18 protein-coding genes, 1 tRNA gene and 2 pseudogenes are annotated in these 18,910 nt (G+C 41.9%); 16 read left to right on the top strand and 5 right to left on the bottom strand.

Translation table 11 applies throughout. The features are described from left to right. The coding region (locus V7L97_RS07565) for a methyl-accepting chemotaxis protein (protein WP_333654719.1) at window positions 1–928 on the bottom strand (928 nt) is incomplete at its 3' end. Window positions 929–1,530: 602 nt separating this feature from the next. Here V7L97_RS07565 and V7L97_RS07560 point away from each other — a divergent pair. Further along, window positions 1,531–1,692, top strand: a complete 162-nt coding sequence (locus V7L97_RS07560; protein ID WP_333654718.1) for a hypothetical protein — start codon at window positions 1,531–1,533, stop codon at window positions 1,690–1,692. On the opposite strand, the gene V7L97_RS07555 is transcribed toward V7L97_RS07560, so the two are convergent. Continuing rightward, window positions 1,689–2,321, bottom strand: coding sequence for a radical SAM protein (locus V7L97_RS07555; protein WP_333654716.1), 633 nt, complete (start codon window positions 2,319–2,321; stop codon window positions 1,689–1,691). The two genes, V7L97_RS07560 and V7L97_RS07555, sit on opposite strands and share 4 nt — an antisense overlap. A gap of 2 nt (window positions 2,322–2,323) precedes the next feature. Then, on the bottom strand, window positions 2,324–3,220 hold the full coding sequence (locus tag V7L97_RS07550; RefSeq protein WP_333654714.1) for a metal-dependent hydrolase: 897 nt from the start codon (window positions 3,218–3,220) through the stop codon (window positions 2,324–2,326). Between V7L97_RS07550 and V7L97_RS07545 the strand changes: the two genes are divergently transcribed. From V7L97_RS07545 to V7L97_RS07485, 13 genes and pseudogenes are all read left to right on the top strand, one after another. Beyond that, entirely contained in the window at window positions 3,207–4,154 is a 948-nt protein-coding gene (locus tag V7L97_RS07545) for a selenium metabolism-associated LysR family transcriptional regulator (RefSeq protein WP_333654711.1), read from the top strand. The two genes, V7L97_RS07550 and V7L97_RS07545, sit on opposite strands and share 14 nt — an antisense overlap. A gap of 246 nt (window positions 4,155–4,400) precedes the next feature. Beyond that, window positions 4,401–4,522: transfer RNA gene (locus V7L97_RS07540), tRNA-Cys, on the top strand. A gap of 74 nt (window positions 4,523–4,596) precedes the next feature. After that, window positions 4,597–5,685, top strand: coding sequence for a YeeE/YedE family protein (locus V7L97_RS07535; RefSeq protein ID WP_333654709.1), 1,089 nt, complete (start codon window positions 4,597–4,599; stop codon window positions 5,683–5,685). A gap of 100 nt (window positions 5,686–5,785) precedes the next feature. Further along, a pseudogene (extKL, locus tag V7L97_RS07530) lies at window positions 5,786–6,899 on the top strand (multiheme c-type cytochrome (seleno)protein ExtKL). Between the two features lie 207 nt (window positions 6,900–7,106). Beyond that, window positions 7,107–8,126, top strand: a complete 1,020-nt coding sequence (locus V7L97_RS07525) for a transglutaminase-like domain-containing protein (protein WP_333654707.1) — start codon at window positions 7,107–7,109, stop codon at window positions 8,124–8,126. Window positions 8,127–8,138: 12 nt separating this feature from the next. Then, window positions 8,139–8,816, top strand: coding sequence for a YdjY domain-containing protein (locus V7L97_RS07520; protein WP_333654704.1), 678 nt, complete (start codon window positions 8,139–8,141; stop codon window positions 8,814–8,816). Next, a complete protein-coding gene (yedF, locus tag V7L97_RS07515; RefSeq protein ID WP_333654702.1) occupies window positions 8,806–9,393 on the top strand; it encodes a sulfurtransferase-like selenium metabolism protein YedF in 588 nt (195 codons plus the stop codon). The genes V7L97_RS07520 and yedF overlap by 11 nt, the downstream gene beginning before the upstream one ends. A gap of 26 nt (window positions 9,394–9,419) precedes the next feature. Next, complete coding sequence (locus V7L97_RS07510; protein ID WP_333654699.1) at window positions 9,420–9,836, top strand: rhodanese-like domain-containing protein; 417 nt, start codon at window positions 9,420–9,422, stop codon at window positions 9,834–9,836. Window positions 9,837–9,853: 17 nt separating this feature from the next. Then, window positions 9,854–10,552 (top strand): TIGR04283 family arsenosugar biosynthesis glycosyltransferase, encoded by a 699-nt coding sequence (locus tag V7L97_RS07505; RefSeq protein WP_333654696.1) that lies wholly within the window; start codon window positions 9,854–9,856, stop codon window positions 10,550–10,552. Between the two features lie 257 nt (window positions 10,553–10,809). Beyond that, window positions 10,810–11,022, top strand: coding sequence for a hypothetical protein (locus V7L97_RS07500; RefSeq protein WP_333654693.1), 213 nt, complete (start codon window positions 10,810–10,812; stop codon window positions 11,020–11,022). A 5-nt stretch (window positions 11,023–11,027) separates the two neighbouring features. Continuing rightward, the gene (gene arsS / locus V7L97_RS07495; RefSeq protein WP_333654690.1) at window positions 11,028–13,097 is read left to right on the top strand and encodes an arsenosugar biosynthesis radical SAM (seleno)protein ArsS; all 2,070 of its coding nucleotides are present in this window, start codon (window positions 11,028–11,030) and stop codon (window positions 13,095–13,097) included. Then, window positions 13,078–14,790, top strand: a complete 1,713-nt coding sequence (locus V7L97_RS07490; protein ID WP_333654688.1) for a VTT domain-containing protein — start codon at window positions 13,078–13,080, stop codon at window positions 14,788–14,790. Before arsS ends, V7L97_RS07490 begins: the two co-directional genes overlap by 20 nt. Beyond that, a complete protein-coding gene (locus tag V7L97_RS07485) occupies window positions 14,783–15,403 on the top strand; it encodes a TIGR04282 family arsenosugar biosynthesis glycosyltransferase (RefSeq protein WP_333654686.1) in 621 nt (206 codons plus the stop codon). The genes V7L97_RS07490 and V7L97_RS07485 overlap by 8 nt, the downstream gene beginning before the upstream one ends. Here the strand turns inward: V7L97_RS07485 and nifS are convergent. Next, a complete protein-coding gene (nifS, locus tag V7L97_RS07480) occupies window positions 15,373–16,545 on the bottom strand; it encodes a cysteine desulfurase NifS (RefSeq protein ID WP_333654684.1) in 1,173 nt (390 codons plus the stop codon). The genes V7L97_RS07485 and nifS overlap by 31 nt on opposite strands. 122 nt (window positions 16,546–16,667) lie before the next feature. Next, window positions 16,668–17,497 (bottom strand): annotated as a pseudogene (nifU, locus tag V7L97_RS13020) (Fe-S cluster assembly protein NifU). A 58-nt stretch (window positions 17,498–17,555) separates the two neighbouring features. On the opposite strand from nifU, the gene V7L97_RS07465 reads away from it, so the two are divergent. After that, window positions 17,556–17,747, top strand: coding sequence for a hypothetical protein (locus V7L97_RS07465; RefSeq protein ID WP_333654682.1), 192 nt, complete (start codon window positions 17,556–17,558; stop codon window positions 17,745–17,747). 810 nt (window positions 17,748–18,557) lie between these two features. Beyond that, window positions 18,558–18,779 carry a hypothetical protein gene (locus tag V7L97_RS07460; RefSeq protein ID WP_333654680.1) on the top strand — a complete coding sequence of 74 codons (222 nt, stop codon included), beginning with the start codon at window positions 18,558–18,560 and terminating at the stop codon, window positions 18,777–18,779. The last annotated feature ends 131 nt before the right edge of the window (window positions 18,780–18,910 follow it).

Genomic DNA, 18,910 nt, shown 5'->3' with positions numbered 1-18,910 from the left:
CTATACTTGAGGCGTTTTTTGCTATATCCACAACTGTTTGTGACATCTCCGAGGATGAAGTAGCAATCTGGGATGCCCTGCCTGATTGTTCTGTAGCTCCTCTGGACATCTGTTCTGCGCTGGCGCTCAATTGATTGCTCGCCGATGCCACATTGTCAGCAGTGGATTTCAGCTCAGCCATAATCCCTTTCAGTCTTTCCGCCATTTTATCAAGTTCTGATGCCATATCTCCAATCTCATCATTTGAATAAATATCAATTTTCTTTGCAAGGTTACCTCCTGCCATTTCCTTTACCCATTCAGAAATGCCAGAGAGGCCTTTTTTAATGGGTCTTACTAAAAAAACTGTAGAGCCTGCTATAAGCATTCCGATGATGCCTGCATAGACAATCATAGATACCATCTCCATCCTGCTCTGCGAAGACTGCATGCTTGCAATGTCTCTTTCCATAAGTTTTTTGATGCCAAATTTCATCTCGTTTAATGCCTCTTGAGTTTGTTCAAGCGCTGGCTTTGTCTCCTCTTGATAAATCTTTTTTGCCAGTTCTATATTTCCTTTCTTCACAGCATCAATGATTCTTGACGCAGTTGCATGGAATTTCCTGTGAGGCTCTTCAATCTTTTTGTATGCCTCTTCAAGTTCCTTTGGCGGTTTGTAACTGTAATACCATTCACCCAGCTTGCATTTTGTATGGTCAATCTGCCCTGTAAATTCTTTGCCAAGAAGCATTGTTCCCATAAGCGCCTCTACCCACTTAAAGTGGTCTATTGTCCTTGAGTCAAGAAGTGCCTGTAATTCTGGATACCCCTGAACATCTCTGAGCTGCGTCTTTGTTGTTTCAATGTTTTTCACAAAAAATAAGGCAAGCCCGATTAGGATAACTGTTATTATCGTGATTCCAAGATAAAGCTTCTTTGAAATTGTCATTTACACACCCTCCTTTTTTTATAAAGACTGTTCAAAAACTTGCGATACCTTGAAAACCAAGGATTCACACGGACACTGATTTTCTCGGAAAAAGAGCGGAAGTTAAGGGGACTGTCCCCGCTGCCTCTTAAGCTTAGTCCTGAACACTTTCACCGCCCCTTCGTGCTCTTCCCAGTAATCCCTGAAACTACTCTTGTATTCACTCCATAAATCTGTTACTGTAAGTCCAGTTAAACTTCTTGCCGACATGGGTGTGTCCTCCTTTCCCACTTTGTGGGTTGATTTGTCGATCAATGGAGAATACACCCTGTCTGTTTTTTTACTCAAGAATTTACACAGAAGATTTTACGCTACCATCAACAATTAAATCAATAAAAAAGCATATTTACTCGAAATTTACATCTATTTACTCTGGCTTTACGAAACATTCCATTTTCTGTTATTTTTAAATATGCAGGAAGAAATACTGGAAGAGATAAAAAATGCCATGGGCACAGGATTATTAAGCGACAACTTCGAGTCAGAGATAAACAGATATCTCAACCATATGTCCATAATCCCCTTTTAAAGATTCCTTTAGCCAGGCAATAAGGAGATAGGCTATGGATCAGATTAAAGAAATAAGAGAAATTAACGAGATTGAAGAAATAAAAGACAAACTGAACGAGCTTATAAAAATGCATAAAATAATCTTAAGTAAGATCGACCACATCGCACATGCAATTGACCTCATGAGCAGGCAGGCAAAAAAGAAAGAAGACTAAGGGACAGGGATGTATTTATGCAGTTGTATATTAAGCCTCACAGGCAGCCTGTCTTCTATTATCCATTTAGACAGATCTTCCGGCAAAAGCGTGTCATAGGCTGGTGACATGAGGATTTTGCATTTATTGGTTAATCCGTCTATCAGGCCATAATCCTTTATAAAATTCCTCACCCATTCGTAATCTTCCCTGTCTATAACAACAAACTTTATCTCGTCATCCGGTTTAATATATTTCAGATTCATTAAATCCATTCTCTCAAACATACCGCTTTTGGGAGTCTTAATATCCATTATAATAACTACCCGTTTGTCCACATCCTGTATGTTCTCACTGCCGTTTGTTTCCAGCAAAACAGTAAAGCCATTATCAATAAGTCTTTCCATTAGCGACAGGACATCCTTTTGCAATAAAGGCTCGCCACCTGTGATCTCAACGAGCTTTATCCCATAGCTCTTAACTCTTTCTATAATTTCATCTTCTGACATTTCCCTGCCTTCTTCATAGGCATAGGTTGTATCGCAGTAAACACACCTGAGGTTACAGCCTGTCATCCTTACGAAGACGCAAGGCAGTCCTGCATATGTTGATTCACCCTGTATGCTTGCAAAAATTTCACAAACCTTCATAATTAAAATTCGAAATACGATTCAATAACCTCTCCATTTTTATCCATCACAACCCTTGCAAAAAAACTCTCCCCTGCCATAAACGAATATGCCAGCTCCTTCCATATAACAATGGTTTTACTATTTTCTCTCTTAACCTCGGCATACGGATGTCTGGCGAAATAGAGAAAGTTTTGAACAACTCTGTTTTTCCTGGATTCGAGTATTGCATGGTCGTTATTGTCCATCCGGTATTTATCCTGGATATAGACCCTTTTAGTAAACAAATCCACAAAGCCTGTATCGATCTCGTTTCCGGACCTTGTTATAAACCACCATCTCAGAAAGTCATTCGGCAGGGGATAAACCTTGTAGATATTGGCATCCACCTTCGCTTTCAAAAATTGCTTCGTCTCTTTTTGCAGATATGCCCTGCCCCCTACATATCCTGCAAACAATATTACGGTGCAAATTGCAGCCGCTACTGCCCTTCTTTTGTTTACCTTACCTATGATAATACAAAGCAGCAACCCGACAGTTATATAGGGGTCGATAATAAACGTAAGGTCAAGGGAATATTGATTCCAGTCCAGAGGCGACAATATCCTTGTGCCGTACTGGTTTGTCAAATCCATTAATAGATGTGTACCGTAGGCAATGAAGGAGATGGAATAATAATAGAAAAATCCGCCCTTTTTCCTGAAAATAAAGGCCATAATTGCAGGGAACAGTACGAGGGCAAGGACTCCATGTGTAATGCCGCGATGGTATCTTAAAAAGATGTCAGTCCCCCAGAAGCGGGTTATATAATCGAGGTCAGGAGCAATAGCTGAAAAGATAAGGACGAATAAAGCTGCCTTTCTCTTAAAACCCAGTTGATGTATTACTGCGCCCGAAAGTGCATGTGTGAGCGGATCCATATTTGTTAATCTATCATGTTTTAATAAAAGCGGTCAAAGTGTTACAATTATAGCAATGGACATACACCAGCTAAGGGTTTTTGCATCGGTATTTAAGAACAAGAGCTTCTCAAAGGCATCAGAGGAGCTTTACCTCACGCAGCCAACAGTAAGCGACCATGTCAAATCCCTCGAAGAAGAACTCAATTGCAAGCTGTTCGACAGGCTCGGCAGGACAATTATACCCACAAAAGAGGCAGAGGCATTATACAGTCACGCTATGGAGATTATAGAAAAAACAAATAACATAAAAGATTTCATAGGCCATCTTAAAAAGGAAATTACAGGCGAACTGGTAATCGGTGCAAGCACAATCCCTGGCACATATTTAATGCCTTCCATCATGGCAAAATTCCGGAAAATATATCCGTCCATTTCATTCCAGATACTCATATCGGATTCCAGAGGCATTGTCGAAAAGATTTCAAGGCACGAATTGCTTATTGGAATCGTAGGGGCAAAGCTTGCCAACTCCCAGATAACTTACGTGCCGTTCCTCGAAGATGAACTGATTGTAGTATCATCTCCGGTATTGACTAAAAACAGGCAATTGACATTAAAAGAACTGATGAAGCTGCCTATGGTCCTGCGAGAAGAGGGCTCGGGCACGAGAAGGGAGGCGGAAAAAATACTGGAAGACAAGGGCGTCTCGCTCGAAGACATTAAAGTTGCGGGCATCTTCGGTTCTACGGATGCAATAAAACAGGCTGTAAAGGCAGGCTTGGGGGTTTCCATACTATCGAGGCTTTCTGTAAAGGACGAGCTTAAATATGGAATATTCAAAGAGATAAAGCTATCCGACATCCAGATGAAGCGGAAATTCTATATCGTGACCCACAAAAAAAGAACTCTGCCGGCTGCCTATAACCTGTTTTTGGAACATCTCAATGCCTGAACATATTCCAAATCCATACTATTAAATTAAATCCGCGATCCAGCGATAAGGATAAGTCTCTTTCGTTCAGAAGCTCTGTTTTGACAGTTCTAATGCTCCTTACGCTACAGCCGCAAAACTCGCTATTCACTTCAAAGACCCATACTTATCGCTGGATTTGGTTAAATGTAGACCTATACTTTTTGTCCTTTTCATAGATATTTTCTATTTGACTTATTGATTATCTCTATCTTATTTTTCTTGCTGAGGGGTATGGGGCTGTTAGCTGCCCCGCCTGGTCTGCAAAACCAGAGTCACGGTAAAAGGCAGGTCTCATAAACCTGTTTCTTTGGAAGAAGCCGTGGTGGGTTCGATTCCCACTGCCCCTCTCCACTTCCGCAAAAGATCTTACGATTTTTTGCGGAATTTATAAAAACGATTTGCGTATTACAGGAGGAAGATAATGGAGGGAATACAGCAGGCAAGTATTATGGTTTTATTCAGCGGTTTGATGGTAGGCGTACTCTTCGGTTTTGTGCTGCAAAGAGGCCGTTACTGCATGAATTCGGCATTCAGGGATATTATTTTCGTCAACGACTTTACCCTCTTTCGCTCATATCTGCTCGCCCTTTTAATAGCCATAATAGGCACAAATTTCCTTGAAGATATAGGGTTAATGGGAGGATCCGGCTTAAGGCGCCAGTCATTCAATATAGTTGCAAACATTATAGGCGGCTACATTTTCGGCCTCGGCATTGTAATGGCAGGAGGCTGCGGAAGCGGCATCGTTTACAGAATGGCAGAAGGTTATGTTTCAGCCTTTGTAGCAACCCTCGGCTTTGCATCCTCTCTGATAGCTACAATTCACGGCCCGATTAAACCTGTTATGCAGTTTCTGAAGAGCTTCAAAGTGTCCATAGGAAGCGGTGAAGATGCCATAAGCAATCCTGCTTTGTGGGACTTGTTCGGAGGTCAATCCATGAAATGGATAGCTATTGCAGTAATCGCTGCCATAATCATCCCTGTCGTCCTTAAAGGGAAACCTTTTGCCAAAGGGCCTAAGAAAGGCTACTCGTGGTCACTAACCGGATTATTGCTTGGTTTTATCTTGATATTTGCATTATGGGCATCCAATTATTGGGGAGGACAGACGAGAGGACTTTCTGCTGCGGGGCCGACAGCAGAAGCATTCCTTGCACTGACAATGGGGGACAGCATGTCGAAATTTGATCCCATGTTCGATTTCTGGGGAATATTTAAAGGGACATGGAGCGCATTATATATTTTCGGAATTCCGCTCGGTGCATATCTGAGCGCAAGAGGTCTCGGGGAATTCAAGCTGCAGGCTCCTCCTGCATCGGAAATAACGAGGGTTTTCGGAGGCAGCCTTATAATGGGATTTGGCGCTGCAACAGCAGGAGGTTGCACTGTAGGTCATGCACTGACAGGGATATCGTCATTGGCGCTATCAAGCATTGTTGCAACTATATTCATGGTGCTTGGTAACTGGACAATGGTCTATTTCATGTTCATAAAACCGATGAAAGATTAAGGGGAAAATGAATATGCCTGCTGTAACGCGATGTCCAATCCCTTCCTGAGTGGTTTCAGTTAGAAACCAAAACTGACCATAAAAACAAAAGGGAGGGTTTATGAAGACTTTAAAATTTATGTTAATCTTTGCGTTGTTGATGCTTCCGGTTATAGCGCATGCAAAAGAGGCGCAAACTGTTGAAGAACTGATACAGATGTATGATTCAACGAATTGTAAGGCATGCCATCAAAAGATATATGAGGACTGGGAAAAGTCCCTGCATGCAAGACCTCTTCTGGGGCCAATCGGCAGAACGCTCGCAACATTTAAGGGATATGTGCAGTCACGGGAAACAGAACTGAAGAAGTCAAAAGAGGTTGCAAAGGGCATGAAGGAGTTTTTTAAGCCCTGTGTGGAATGCCATTTCCCGCAACTGATGGATGCATCCGAAGGAGTGGCAAGTCAGATAGCAAAGGCTATTGTTGACAGCAATGAAGATCTTATAAGCAAGCTGCAGATCACATGTGTTGTATGCCACAACAGAAACGCTATAATAAAAAAGTTCAGGGATGGCAATCCAGAAAAGGATGTGGTGTATGGCCCTAAGTTTACCGGGGCGCATAGTGACAAAAAATACACACAGGCAAAGAAAAACGAGATGTTGAGGGATTCTGTCTTCTGCGCACAGTGTCATCAGGGACCCAATGTCCAGAATTATGACGAACCAATGTGGTGCGTCTCTAACTTTGATAGCCATCAGCAATTCTATGTTCCAATGGGAGGGAATGAAAGCTGTCAGGACTGCCACATGAAAAAGGACAATGCAGGACACAGATTTCCGCCCAATTATCAGAATAAGGCAGAGGCTTCCAAGAGACTTGCAGCGTGGATCGATCTCGATGTGACCGCTCATGCATATAAATTCAGGCCTTCTGCAAAAGAGCTAATTCCTATGGCTGTGATTAACACCGAGGTCGTAAGCAGAATAGGGCATAGGTTCCCTGACGGATGTCCTTCTCCAAACAGAGTGACTCTGGACATAGTTGTAAAAACAAAGGACGGCAAAAGAAATCTCTAAAACCACAAAGGTCTACATGCCACAGCACAGTCTTGGTTATGACGATAATACGATGATTTATGCTGCAAACAAAAAGCTCACACAACTTCCGGGTGTGGAAGAGGCAGAATTCCCAATTCACAAAGTTATAAAAGAAGTCAGCCTAAAAAGATAATTCCCTCCTGCCGCGGCCTGCCTATAGGCAGGCCGCGGATAATATGGCAGTATGTTTCCCATTTGATCTGCAAAATCTATTTTCCAAAATCAATAGAAAATATAGACATATTCTATAAATCTACTTTTAATCATGGGAAATAACTATTGGAATTAGTTCCGGCAAAGCTGTTATTTTTCTATATAAAATCATACGAGAGGCAAATATATGAGGCGTTTAAAAGCTGTATCTCTTATTGTTTCTTTGATTTCTATTCTACTGTTTGTCAATCCTTCTTTTGCAAAGGAAAGACATGGAGAGGTCACGGTTCAGGTAAATCTCAATGCCCCAGCAGATGCCAAAAATGTGAGACTCTGGATTCCGTATCCTGTATCTGATGAGCATCAAAACATAGAAGACATACGGGTAAACGGCAATTTCTCCCAGGGTGGTGTTTACAGAGAAGGTGAAAATGGCAGTATGGCACTTTATGCAGAATGGGAGGGCGCCATGAGAGAAAGGACATTAACATATACATTTAAAGTCAAACGAAAAGAGGTTATCAAGAAGGATTTTCCTAAAAAGGAACCTCCATTTTCTAAAGAAGAATTCAGTCAATATCTAAAGGCAACAAGCCTCGGACCAACCACAGGAAAGGTTAAAGAGCTTGCAGAGAAGATAACAAAGGACAAGAAGACAAACCTTGCAAAGGCAAGGGCAATTTATGATTGGATTGTGGACAATATGCATCGCGACCCAAATGTTAAGGGATGCGGCTTTGGTGTAGTGGAGACACTCCTTGAGACGAAAGGTGGGAAGTGTGCCGATATTCATTCTGTCTTTGTTGCCTTATCACGTGCTGCAGGTATTCCTGCAAGAGAAGTCTTCGGTATCAGAATCCCAAAAGGCAAAGAAGGTGACATGACAAAGGCGCAGCACTGCTGGGCAGAATTCTATTTACCTGGATACGGGTGGGTCGTTGTTGACCCGTCAGATGTAAGGAAGGCAATACTTGAGCAGAAGCTCACTATCGAACAAGCAAAACCGTTGAGAGAGTATTACTTTGGCGCCGTCGATGAAAGCAGGATAGCATTCGGAACAGGAAGGGATATTATATTGAATCCTCAACAGAATGGCAGACCCCTTAACTATTTTATGTATCCATATGCAGAGGCCGATGGAAAACCGTTGAATGAGGATTTATTCGGATTCAATATTGGTTATAGGATAAGCTTTAAAGAGCAATAAAGGGGAATAACGATGAAGACATTTATCAAATCGGTTTTGATTCTTTTGGTTATGGTCATTGCTTTTATTACAGGCAATAAGGCATTTGCACTGGATAATCTTCCAACAAAGGAAAATCCTCTATTTATTGACAAGAAGAACAAACAAGTATTGATATACACCGAAATCAATGCAATGCACCTTTATCAGCCTGCTGTCCACTGGGGAGTTGTCTTTAAAGATGGAAGGTTTGGAGACAGGGCTATCTTAAAGGCTTACTGCAACCAGCTCGATTTCCACGATGCATTGATCCAGATAGGTGCAAAGCCAGGCAATAGCCTCACAAAAGAAAGTGCGGGGAAACATGTCGAAGGAGACGAGTTGATTGCCACTGCAATCGTTTCCGGGCAAAGCAAAGAATTGCCATTAAGCGATATTTTTTACGACTCATCGGGCAAGGGTTTTAAGATAAAATTTGGAGGGAACAGGACAGCATCTATGGCAGAAAAGACAGGCTGCATCACATGCCTTGAAAGCTGCTGGATATCTATAACAAGCAATGCCGCATATCCCATGACAAGCCCTTTGCAGAGATTTATTTCTCCAAATTCGCAATTCAGAGGCAAACTGGAAACACTTCCTGCAAAGGAAGGGCATCCTGTGATTCTTATTTACAGATTGGCCAACAAAGGAGAAACACATGCTCATTGATGCGAGAGGCCAAGCCTGTCCGAAGCCTGTTTTAATGGCCGAGGAGGCTTTGTCAAAATTAGAAGAAGGCATCGTGGATGTGCTTGTGGACAACGAGGCATCTGTTGGCAATCTCTCGCGCTTTGCAACAAAAAATGCCTTCTATTCTGAAACAATAAAAGAAGATAATTACTGGAGAGTAAAGATAGTAAAAGGTTATCCTTGCGAAGTGCCGATAAAAGAAGAAGAGAAAGAACCCGAAAAAGACATACTGCTTATAATCGGCTCTGATGTTATGGGCAAAGAAGAGGAACTGGGCAGAATATTGATGAAGGCGTTCTTTGAAACCATGAAGGTTTATAAAGAACTACCGCATACTATATTCTTCTTAAACGCAGGGGTTAAGCTTACTACAGTAAATGAAGAAATATATCCCATTATAAAGGAAATTGCGGATATGGGAGTTGAGATTTATAGCTGCGGCACATGTCTTAAGCATTACAACCTTGAGTCCGAACTAAAAGTTGGGCATAGAGGAACGACAAATCATATTATTGAAGGCTTAAAGGATTTTAAAAAAACTGTATGGATAGGATAAAAAAAACAAAAACGAGGAGGTCTCACATGAAAAAGTATTTTGTCCTGGTAATGGCATTTGTATTCGTATCAACAACATCGGCTTTTGCGGCAAATATGGTAAAACCCGACGTCTTTAAACAATGGCTCGAAAGCAAAAAACCTGTGGTCATTGTGGATATTCAGCCTGCCGATGAGTTTGAGAAGCATCATTTTAAAGGTTCTATTGAAACAAATGCGTTTCCAGCAAAAACAGATGTCGATAAAAAGAAGCTCGATGCTGCTGCAGAAAAAATAAAGGCATCGAAAGATGACGTGGTGATCATTTGCCCCAGAGGAAGAAGCGGAGCTGCAAATACTTATGAATACCTTAAGTCAAAAGGCATTGCCGAGAGCCGTCTTTATATTCTTGAGGGAGGCATTGCCGGATGGCCTTATAAGGGTATGCTCAAAAGCGGAAGGTAAAAAATTAAGGTAAAGGCTTGAAGCTATCTGTAATTATTCCGGCTTTAAATGAAGAAAAAAATATTATGGCTTGCATAGAGTCTGCAAGACAGCTTAATCCGCTTGAGATTATAGTTGTTGACGGCAGAAGCAATGACAAGACAAAAGAGATTGCACAGGAAAGTGGTGCGGTCGTCATACAATCACAAAAGGGAAGAGGCATCCAGATGAACGCGGGTGCCTCTCTTGCAAAAGGTGATTTATTGATGTTTTTGCATGCCGATTCTCATCTGTCATTGCGAGGCGAAGCCAAAACAAGTTTAGTTCAAGACTTGTTACGCATAACATATTACGACCCTCATCATGTTGGCGGTTTTTTTAGGCTTAAATTTGATGAGGACTCAATCTCTACACGGCTTGTGGAGTTGTTTGCAAATCTGAGGGCAAGGCTGTTTTCACTGCCTTACGGAGATCAGGCAATATTTATACGAAGGGATGTTTTTGAAGCGATAGGTGGATTTAATGACTATCCATTTTTAGAAGATTTAGACATGGTTTTAAGGCTTAGAAAGATAGGAAGACTTAAGTGCCTGCCATTTAAAGTAGTCGCATCTTCAAGAAGGCTAAAAAAGGGCTATCCTTTTTCGCCTGTTGTCGTTAGCTTAAGAAATGCATTAATAGCTTTGTTATTTATCGCAGGGGTCAGCCCTTTTAGCCTATTAAGGCTATATAAATAATAAAAGGTAAGGTCAAAAGTTTTATGAAAAAGCACCTTAAAACATGTTGCAATATAAAAGAAACCCTTCCATTTGATGGGGGGAGGGATACACACAAAGTGCCCTCCCCCTTGAGGGGGGAGGGCGAGGGTGGGGGTTAGAAGGTGTTTTGGAGTCTATTAGGGCTGCTCTTTTAACCCCTCACCCTAACCCTCTCCCACAAGGGGAGAGGGGAAATAACTTTTGACAATACGTAATAAAATTCAGGGAGGCACACTATGAAAAGGCTTTCAAGATTAATGTTTGCTGCTTTTATAACTGTTCTTGCATTGTCCGCATACACAATAGCTGCAACAAGCAATGCAAATTATCCTCAAACAGGAGCAATAAAGAGGTTTCTTAATCCGAATTCTCGATTTAAAGGGAAGGCAGAGGTTTTGCCTGAAGATGGGAAACCTGTCATTCTTATATATGCTCCTGTAAAGAAATAACACCTATGGATAAAGAAAAGGCTGTATACGAAAGGTATCAGCAGGCTGCTAAAAAGCCTGAAGAAGTCCTCTGTTGCCCTACAAGCTATAATCCTGAGTATCTGAAGGTCATACCTGATGAGATACTTGAGAAAGATTATGGCTGTGGCGATCCTTCCCAGTATGTGAAAGAAGGAGAGGTGGTGCTTGATCTTGGCTCTGGCGCTGGAAAGCTGTGCTATATAATTTCACAGGTGGTCGGCAGCTCAGGAAGAGCAATAGGCATTGATATGAATGATGAAATGCTTGCACTTGCAAGAAAATATAAAAATATAATCGGCAACAGATTAGGTTATCATAATGTGGATTTCAAAAAGGCAAAGATTCAAAACCTTAAGTTAGACCTTGAGAAGGTCAATGAATACCTTAAAAAACATCCTGTCACCTCTTCCAATGATTTGATAAGGCTTAACGAGTTTATAGAGTATCTTGAAAAGACAGATCCCCTGATTCCAGATAACTCTATAGATGTAGTGGTATCCAACTGTGTGCTTAACCTTGTAAAGCCTGAGGATAGGTCAATGCTATTTTCTGAAATTTACAGAGTACTAAAAAACGGAGGCAGGGCTGTAATAAGCGATATAGTCTCTGATGAGGATGTTCCAGCATACATGCAGAATGATCCTGAGCTATGGTCTGGATGTATTTCTGGTGCATTCCGTGAGGACCTATTCATAAAGACATTTGAGGATGCTGGGTTCTATGGGGTCAATATACTAAAGTATGACAATAGACCGTGGAGAACAGTCGATGGAATTGAATTCAAGTCTATGACAGTAGTTGCCTATAAAGGCAAGGAAGGCCCTTGCATTGATTACAATCAGGCTGTCATTTACAGAGGTCCTTACAGTGAAATAAAAGACGATGACGGACATGTTTTTGAACGGGGCAGACGAATTGCAGTGTGTGAAAAGACCTTTAATATCTTAAAGAGAATACCTTACATGGATGACTTTATATTTATAGAACCCTATGAGAAATTAGAACCAAGGCCATTTCCCTGCGGCAAGGGAGTTATCTACAGACATCCTTCAGAGACGAAGGGAGCTGAACTAAGGATTACAGATAATGACTCAGTGTGCTGTCCTACAGGGCAGTGTGATAGGTTTGAGCCATTTGCATTAAGGTTAAGCAGGACAAAAAAGAGACTCACAAAAGACACCATCAACGCAATTCAGGTAAACATCGGTAATCTTTGCAACCAGTCATGTATTCATTGCCATGTGGAGGCATCTCCAGAAGGCAGGAATGTGATGCCATGGGAAGTAATGGAAAAGATAATAAGCCTCATTAAAAAGAATCAAGGTCTTGTGGTCGATATTACAGGAGGAGCGCCTGAGCTACATCCTAAAATAACTGATTTTATATCCATGTGTTCTAATTACACCGAATCAATTATAATGAGAAGTAATCTTACAGCCCTCCTTCAAAGGTTAGAACTACTCCATATCCTAAAAGACCACAGGGTCACACTAATATGTTCATTGCCAGACATTTCGGATAAAAAGACAGACTACCAGAGGGGGAAAGGGGTCTTTAAGGATTCAATAAAAGCACTGAAGATACTGAATGAGCATGGTTATGGCTATGAATTACCCTTGCATCTTGTGCATAATCCAGCAGGGCCTGTTTTACCAGAAATACAGGAGATAGTCAGTGAAAAATACAAAAGCCACCTTAAGGAAAAGTACGGGATTATTTTAAACAACCTCCTTATATTAAACAACATGCCGATTGGCAGATTTAAAAGACTCTTAGAACGGTCAAATGGCTATAAACAGTATATGGAAACCCTTTATCTAAACTTCAACCCATCAACAATAGATAACCTCATGTGCAGTAACCTCATCAATATTGGATATGATGGCAGGGTCTATGACTGTGATTTTAACAATGCCTTAAATCTGCCCATTGAGCCATCAATCGATGATGACATCTTAGAAAAGGTTTTTGGAAAAGATATCATCATAAGAGATCACTGTTATGGCTGTACTGCCATGAAAGGCTCGGGTTGTTATGGAAGTGTTATTAAATAAATCTCAAGAGTTCATTAATAATTTCTTAGAAAGCTGCACATCCTGCGGAACATGCAGAGAGGCTTGTCCATTTTTAGAAAAATATGGTAGCCCTAATGAAATAATCTCTGAAAGATCCGAGAGTGTCTTTCTGTGCACAAACTGTAGGGCATGTGACTATGTCTGTCCTGTAAATCTGTCACCTTCAACTGCACTGCATTTACTTAAATACGAACTTATAAAAGAAGGCAGGCTGAGTGAAAAAACAAAGACTGCCATACACTCATCCTTGGGCTTTGCAGACAGAGGTCATAGATTTCCATTCTCTTACTATACTAAAACAGACACTGCCTTCTGGCCAGGGTGCTCCCTTTCAAGCACATCACCGGTAGTTGTTAAAAAAATTACAGATGCTTTAGGCAAACACCTTAATAAAAAAGTAGGCCTTGTCCTTGACTGCTGCTTTGACCCTTCATTCCACAATGGAGACCTCGATGCGGTGGAAGCGGCATCGGAAAGAATAAAGGAGCGGTTGAAGAAACATGGAATAAAGCACCTGATTTTAGGCTGCACCAACTGCAAAAAAATATTCTCGCTTTATATGCCGGAAATCAAATCCGAACATATCCTTGAAGCGCTTCCAGATATGACCTCAAAACCAGAACACTCCATAGGCTTACAAAATGTCTATCTTCACCATCCGTGCCCATCATACAGGTTTGACAATATCAGGGAAAATGCAAACATACGCATTGCACAATCTGTAACCGTAACGGCACAGTCATCACGACCACTCTGCTGCGGACTTGGAGGCGCATCACATGCACTATCAGAAGAACTATCAGAACAATTCACAGAGAAGGTTATGGAAGATGCTAAGGGAAATCCTGTTGTCACCTACTGCATGGGATGCAAGAACAGATACCTTAAGAACGGCAAAGAGGCATACCATATACTTGAGCTTATAACAGATGCAAAACCTCTAAAACAGCCTGTTTCCTCAGGCCAAAAATGGCTTAATAGATTGCTTCTCGCTATGGAACAACGACTGAAAACCAAAAAGTTCCTCCTCGGCACAGCAGTGATCATGGCAATAATTATTTCCACGTATCTCAGAAAATCCGGATATATTTCACCTGAATCTTTGTTCGGTTTCATCCAGCAATACAATGTTCTGGCGCCGGCATTGTTCATCCTTATTTATGCTGTCGGCCCCAGCATATTTATTCCCAGTCTGCCGCTGACTCTTGGAGCAGGCTTTCTCTGGGGACCGTTTTGGGGCGTTGTATTTTCTATAACAGGAGCGACTCTCGGCGCATCAGTTGCGTTTCTGATAGCCCGCTATATCTTAGGCGATGCTATAAAGGAAAAATTCAGCTACTCAAGATGGCATATTCTCAAAGAAAAGGTTGAACAGCATGGATGGAAGGCAGTTGCATTTACACGAATTGTCCCGATATTCCCTTATCCTGTCCTCAATTATCTTTTTGGCATCACTCCCATACCATTCTTTCACTATTTATGGAGCACATTTGCCTTTATGCTGCCTGCATGCATAGCATATGTAGCGTTCGGAAGCTCGATGGGAGAGTTAATTCTCAAAGGTAATATAAAAGGCATCATAACAGGTATTTTGATAGCCTCGGTTGCAATGATACTGCCAGTTGCCTTCAAACCAATGTTAAAGAAGGTATTGCCCAGCAAGAATGAATAACAAATCCGCACTCGGCATTCTTTTCAGAATCCCTGAATACGGTAAGGTCAAAAAGCGGCTTGCCGCACAAATAGGGACAGAAGATGCGCTCTCGGTATACGCAGCCATGCTTTATGAGACGATAGAGAGTGTCTCAAAACTCACGGATATAGACATCTATGGTTTTTACCAAGGTCTGGCATCAACACAGCATAGCTTACTTAAAAAATTTCAATCAATGCCGCAGAAAGGAAAAGACCTCGGAGAAAGGATGCTTAACGCTGTCCAATGGCTTTTTGAAAAAGGATACAACAAGGTCGTTTTAATCGGCGCAGATTCTCCTGACCTGCCCGCCCGCTATATCGAAGATGCTTTTTTAAAATTAAACTACTATGAACTCGTAATAGGTCCTGCAGTGGATGGAGGCTATTATCTCATAGGCATGAACATGCCTTTAGGCATCATCTTTAAAGGAATAAAATGGGGCAGTAACAGCGTCTTGAAAGATACTATCTCCATTGCAAACAATGAAGGTATCAGATATTTTTTGCTTCCTCAATGGTATGACATAGATGACATTGAAAGTCTAAGACAGTGGAAGAATCAACAATTCTCTAATTCTTTCTTGCCATAAGGGGAGAGCATTCTCAGTTCCTTTATTATGGCCGGCATAATCTCGATAACTTTATCTATTTCTTCTTCCGTATTGTATCGGCTAAGTGAGAATCTTATGGAGCCGTGTATGGCATTGAAGGGTATTCCCATTGCCCTGAGAACATGGCTCGGTTCGAGAGAACCGGAGGTACAGGCTGATCCTGATGAAGCGCATATGCCATATTCATCGAGTCTCAGGAGTATGGCCTCACCCTCAATATACCTGAAACTCATATTTGTTGTATTGGGAAGACGATTTATAGTATCACCATTTATCTGTGAATCTGGACATAAATCAAGCAATGCCTTTTCAAGTTTATCCCTGAGACTGCATAAATAGCCTGCCTCTTTATGCAGATGTTCTTTAGCGAGTTCGCATGCCTTTCCAAGACCAATTATTGACGCTACATTTTCTGTGCCTGCCCTCCTTCCATGCTCCTGATGTCCGCCGATTATGTATGGATAAAACCGTGTGCCTTTCCTTACATAAAGCGCACCCACCCCTTTCGGCGCATGCAGCTTGTGCCCTGAAAGTGATAGCATATCAACCGGCAGTTCTTTGACATTAATTGGTATCTTTCCTACTGCCTGAACTGCATCTGTATGGAAAACTATTTTTCTTTCCCTTAAAATTTCTCCTATCTCCTTTATTGGGAAGATAACCCCTGTTTCGTTATTCGCATACATTATTGAAACCATGGCTGTATCATCATCCACTGCCTTGAGAAACGCATCCATATCAAACCTTCCCAGTTTATCTACAGGAAGAAATGTAACCCTGAAGCCCTTTCTTGCTAAGTGCTTGCAGAAATTAAGGACAGCAGGGTGCTCAACCCTCGTTGTGATGACATGCCTCTTTTGAGGATAAGATTCTATTGCGCTCATTATTGCGGTGTTGTCGCTTTCTGTGCCGCAGCTTGTGAAAATTATCTCTTCAGGCTCTGCATTAATAAGGACTGCAACCTTTGCCCGCGCATCTTCTATCTTTCTGTGGAGGTGTCCTCCAAAGGTGTGCATACTGGATGGATTGCCGTAAAAATCCTTGAGATAGGGAAGCATCTCATTTAGCACCTCCGGGGCAATCGGCGTAGTTGCATTATTGTCAAAATATATCGGCTTCATCACTCCATCACTCTATTACTGCCTAAATTGAGCAATTCTAATCCCAAAATATATGTCAGGTGCGGCGAAAAGAGGGAGTCTTTGAGCAGTGCCTGACATATATAAAATCGCTCAACATAGATTTAACCTACCTCCACAACTATATTCTCATCAACAAGCTCCCTTAACTTTTCCTGAATATTATTCACCGTAACACCGCCCATTGGGCATTCAACACACATTGCCCTCAGGGCAATAATAACCCTGTTGCCATCGATGTCTATAAGCTCAAGATCCCCGCCGTCAGCCTGAAGCCTCGGTCTTATCTCTTTTTCTATAACGTCCTGAATTAATGCTATCTTCTGGAGGTTGGTAAGTCTCTTTTTAATCTTTGGCATTTCAGGCACTTTTATTGCCCATATATCCTTTAATATCTCCTCTATCCTCTGTATGCACGAGCCGCATCCGCCGCCTGCCTTTGTGTAGTTGGTTATCTCCTCGACAGTGGTAAGGTGGTTTTCTATGGCAACCCTCCTTATCTTATCTTCGGTGACTTCAAAGCATTGGCAGACGAGCTTCTCCTTTTCCTCAAGCAGTTTCCCTTCACCCCTGTAATTGGCAATTGCAGCCTCAAGGGCCTCCCTGCACATGACAGAGCAGTGCATCTTCTCTTTTGGAACTCCTCCAATGTATTCTGCAACATCTTTATTGGTAATCTTAAGGGCTTCATCTACAGTTTTGCCCTTTATGATTTCCGTAAGGGCTGATGGGTGGCTATAGCAGAGGCACAGCCAAAGGTCTGGAACTTTGCATCTATGATCCTGTTCGTCTCCTTATCGATCTTGAGGGTCAGCTTTAGGGCATCTCCGCATATCATGCTGCCGACTTCACCGACAGCATCGGGATTCTCTATTTCTCCGACATTCTTCGGATGGCGGAAGAGCTCTTTTAGTTTCTCTGTATACTCCCACATATCTTCTTTTTACCAGAGATTCAAAACCTTGTCAATTCCATAGAAATGTATGTCGAGTGTGCTGAAAAAGAAGCATGCTCGGCATACATCATTACGGATTATGGTCAAATCATTTTCCTATTTTATAACACGTCTGCGCATGAGCCTGAATGGATATGGGGCGATAATCATGACCACAATCAATATCCATGCAATGTCAGCAGCCGGTAATATCCCTGACGAGAGCGACCTGCAGACATTGACAAGGTGATAGAGAGGGGTGAAGAAGGCTATCTTTGAAATGACAGGAGGCAGGGTATTTAAGGGGAAAAATATCCCTGAAAAAAAGGAACATGGGTGTCATGAAAAGGGTGTAGAAGTAATTGAATGAATCTATCCCCGGCACGATTGCTGCGAATATCATGGATATTTCGGCAAAAATGAGCCCGCTTATGAAAAGAATCGGTATCGCGAGCATTATCAGTGGAGAATCCACGAGTCCGAAGGATATCAGTAAATAGGGACAGCGACCATTTAAAGTTGAGATCAGAATCAGAAAACGGGCGCTGTCCCTAATAAACCTGATCGTCCGAAAACGAATGCTCGCCGTCTCTGTCTGTAATGACCGAGGAAGAATTCAACAGGGTTTTAGAGGAGGCAAAGAAAGACCCTTTTTTTCTTTTGAGCAAACCAAATACAGATTTGCTGAGAAGGCTCAGCATATATTTGGAAAACCGGCAGTAGGGCTTACAGACGGGCAGTGGCTTTACATTTTGCTGATGGAGTCGTCTTTTAACGAGAGCGAGAGTAAAGTCTATAAAGTGCGGAAGAGGGGATAATTTTGATGAGAAGAAATGCTATAGCCAAAGGACTGATAAAGACACAGAGGGCAAGGAGGTTATTGCCTTCATAGGCATAAGAGCCTGCGATGAGAGTCGTGAAAAACATGATAGCAAGGAATGAGGATTTTATAAAGCTGCGGAGGTTTTTGAACGCTCCAATGCCCCATAGAAAAAAGATATACAGCGTAAGTATCAAGTCCCATTTCTCCATAAACTTAGTATATAACGGAGGCTAAGGGTTGTCAAACTCCAACATGAATCTATTTATCCGTCTCGGTCTCACCGGCATGGAAAAAGCCGAGGCCGGACTGAAACGATTTGTGAATGCGGGCAGCCAGCAGGCCAGGAAACTCGCTCTATCATGGGCAGACTGCGGCAAGCAAATGTCCGATGTTGGATCGCTCATGAAAAAAAACGGCCGCATTCGTCGGAGGCGGAGCTATCCTTTCATCAATAAGTAAATAGGGACAGCGACCATTTAAAGTTGAGATCAGAATCAGAAAACGGGCGCTGTCCCTAATAAACCTGAATGTCCCCAAAATAAAAAGGTGGCTGAGGTCATGCATGACCTCAGCCACCTGTGACGCTATTT

It is taken from the genome of Dissulfurispira sp., from assembly GCF_036745535.1.
Taxonomy (GTDB): Bacteria; Nitrospirota; Thermodesulfovibrionia; order Thermodesulfovibrionales; family Dissulfurispiraceae; genus Dissulfurispira.
This window is presented reverse-complemented; position numbering and strand designations above follow the sequence as displayed.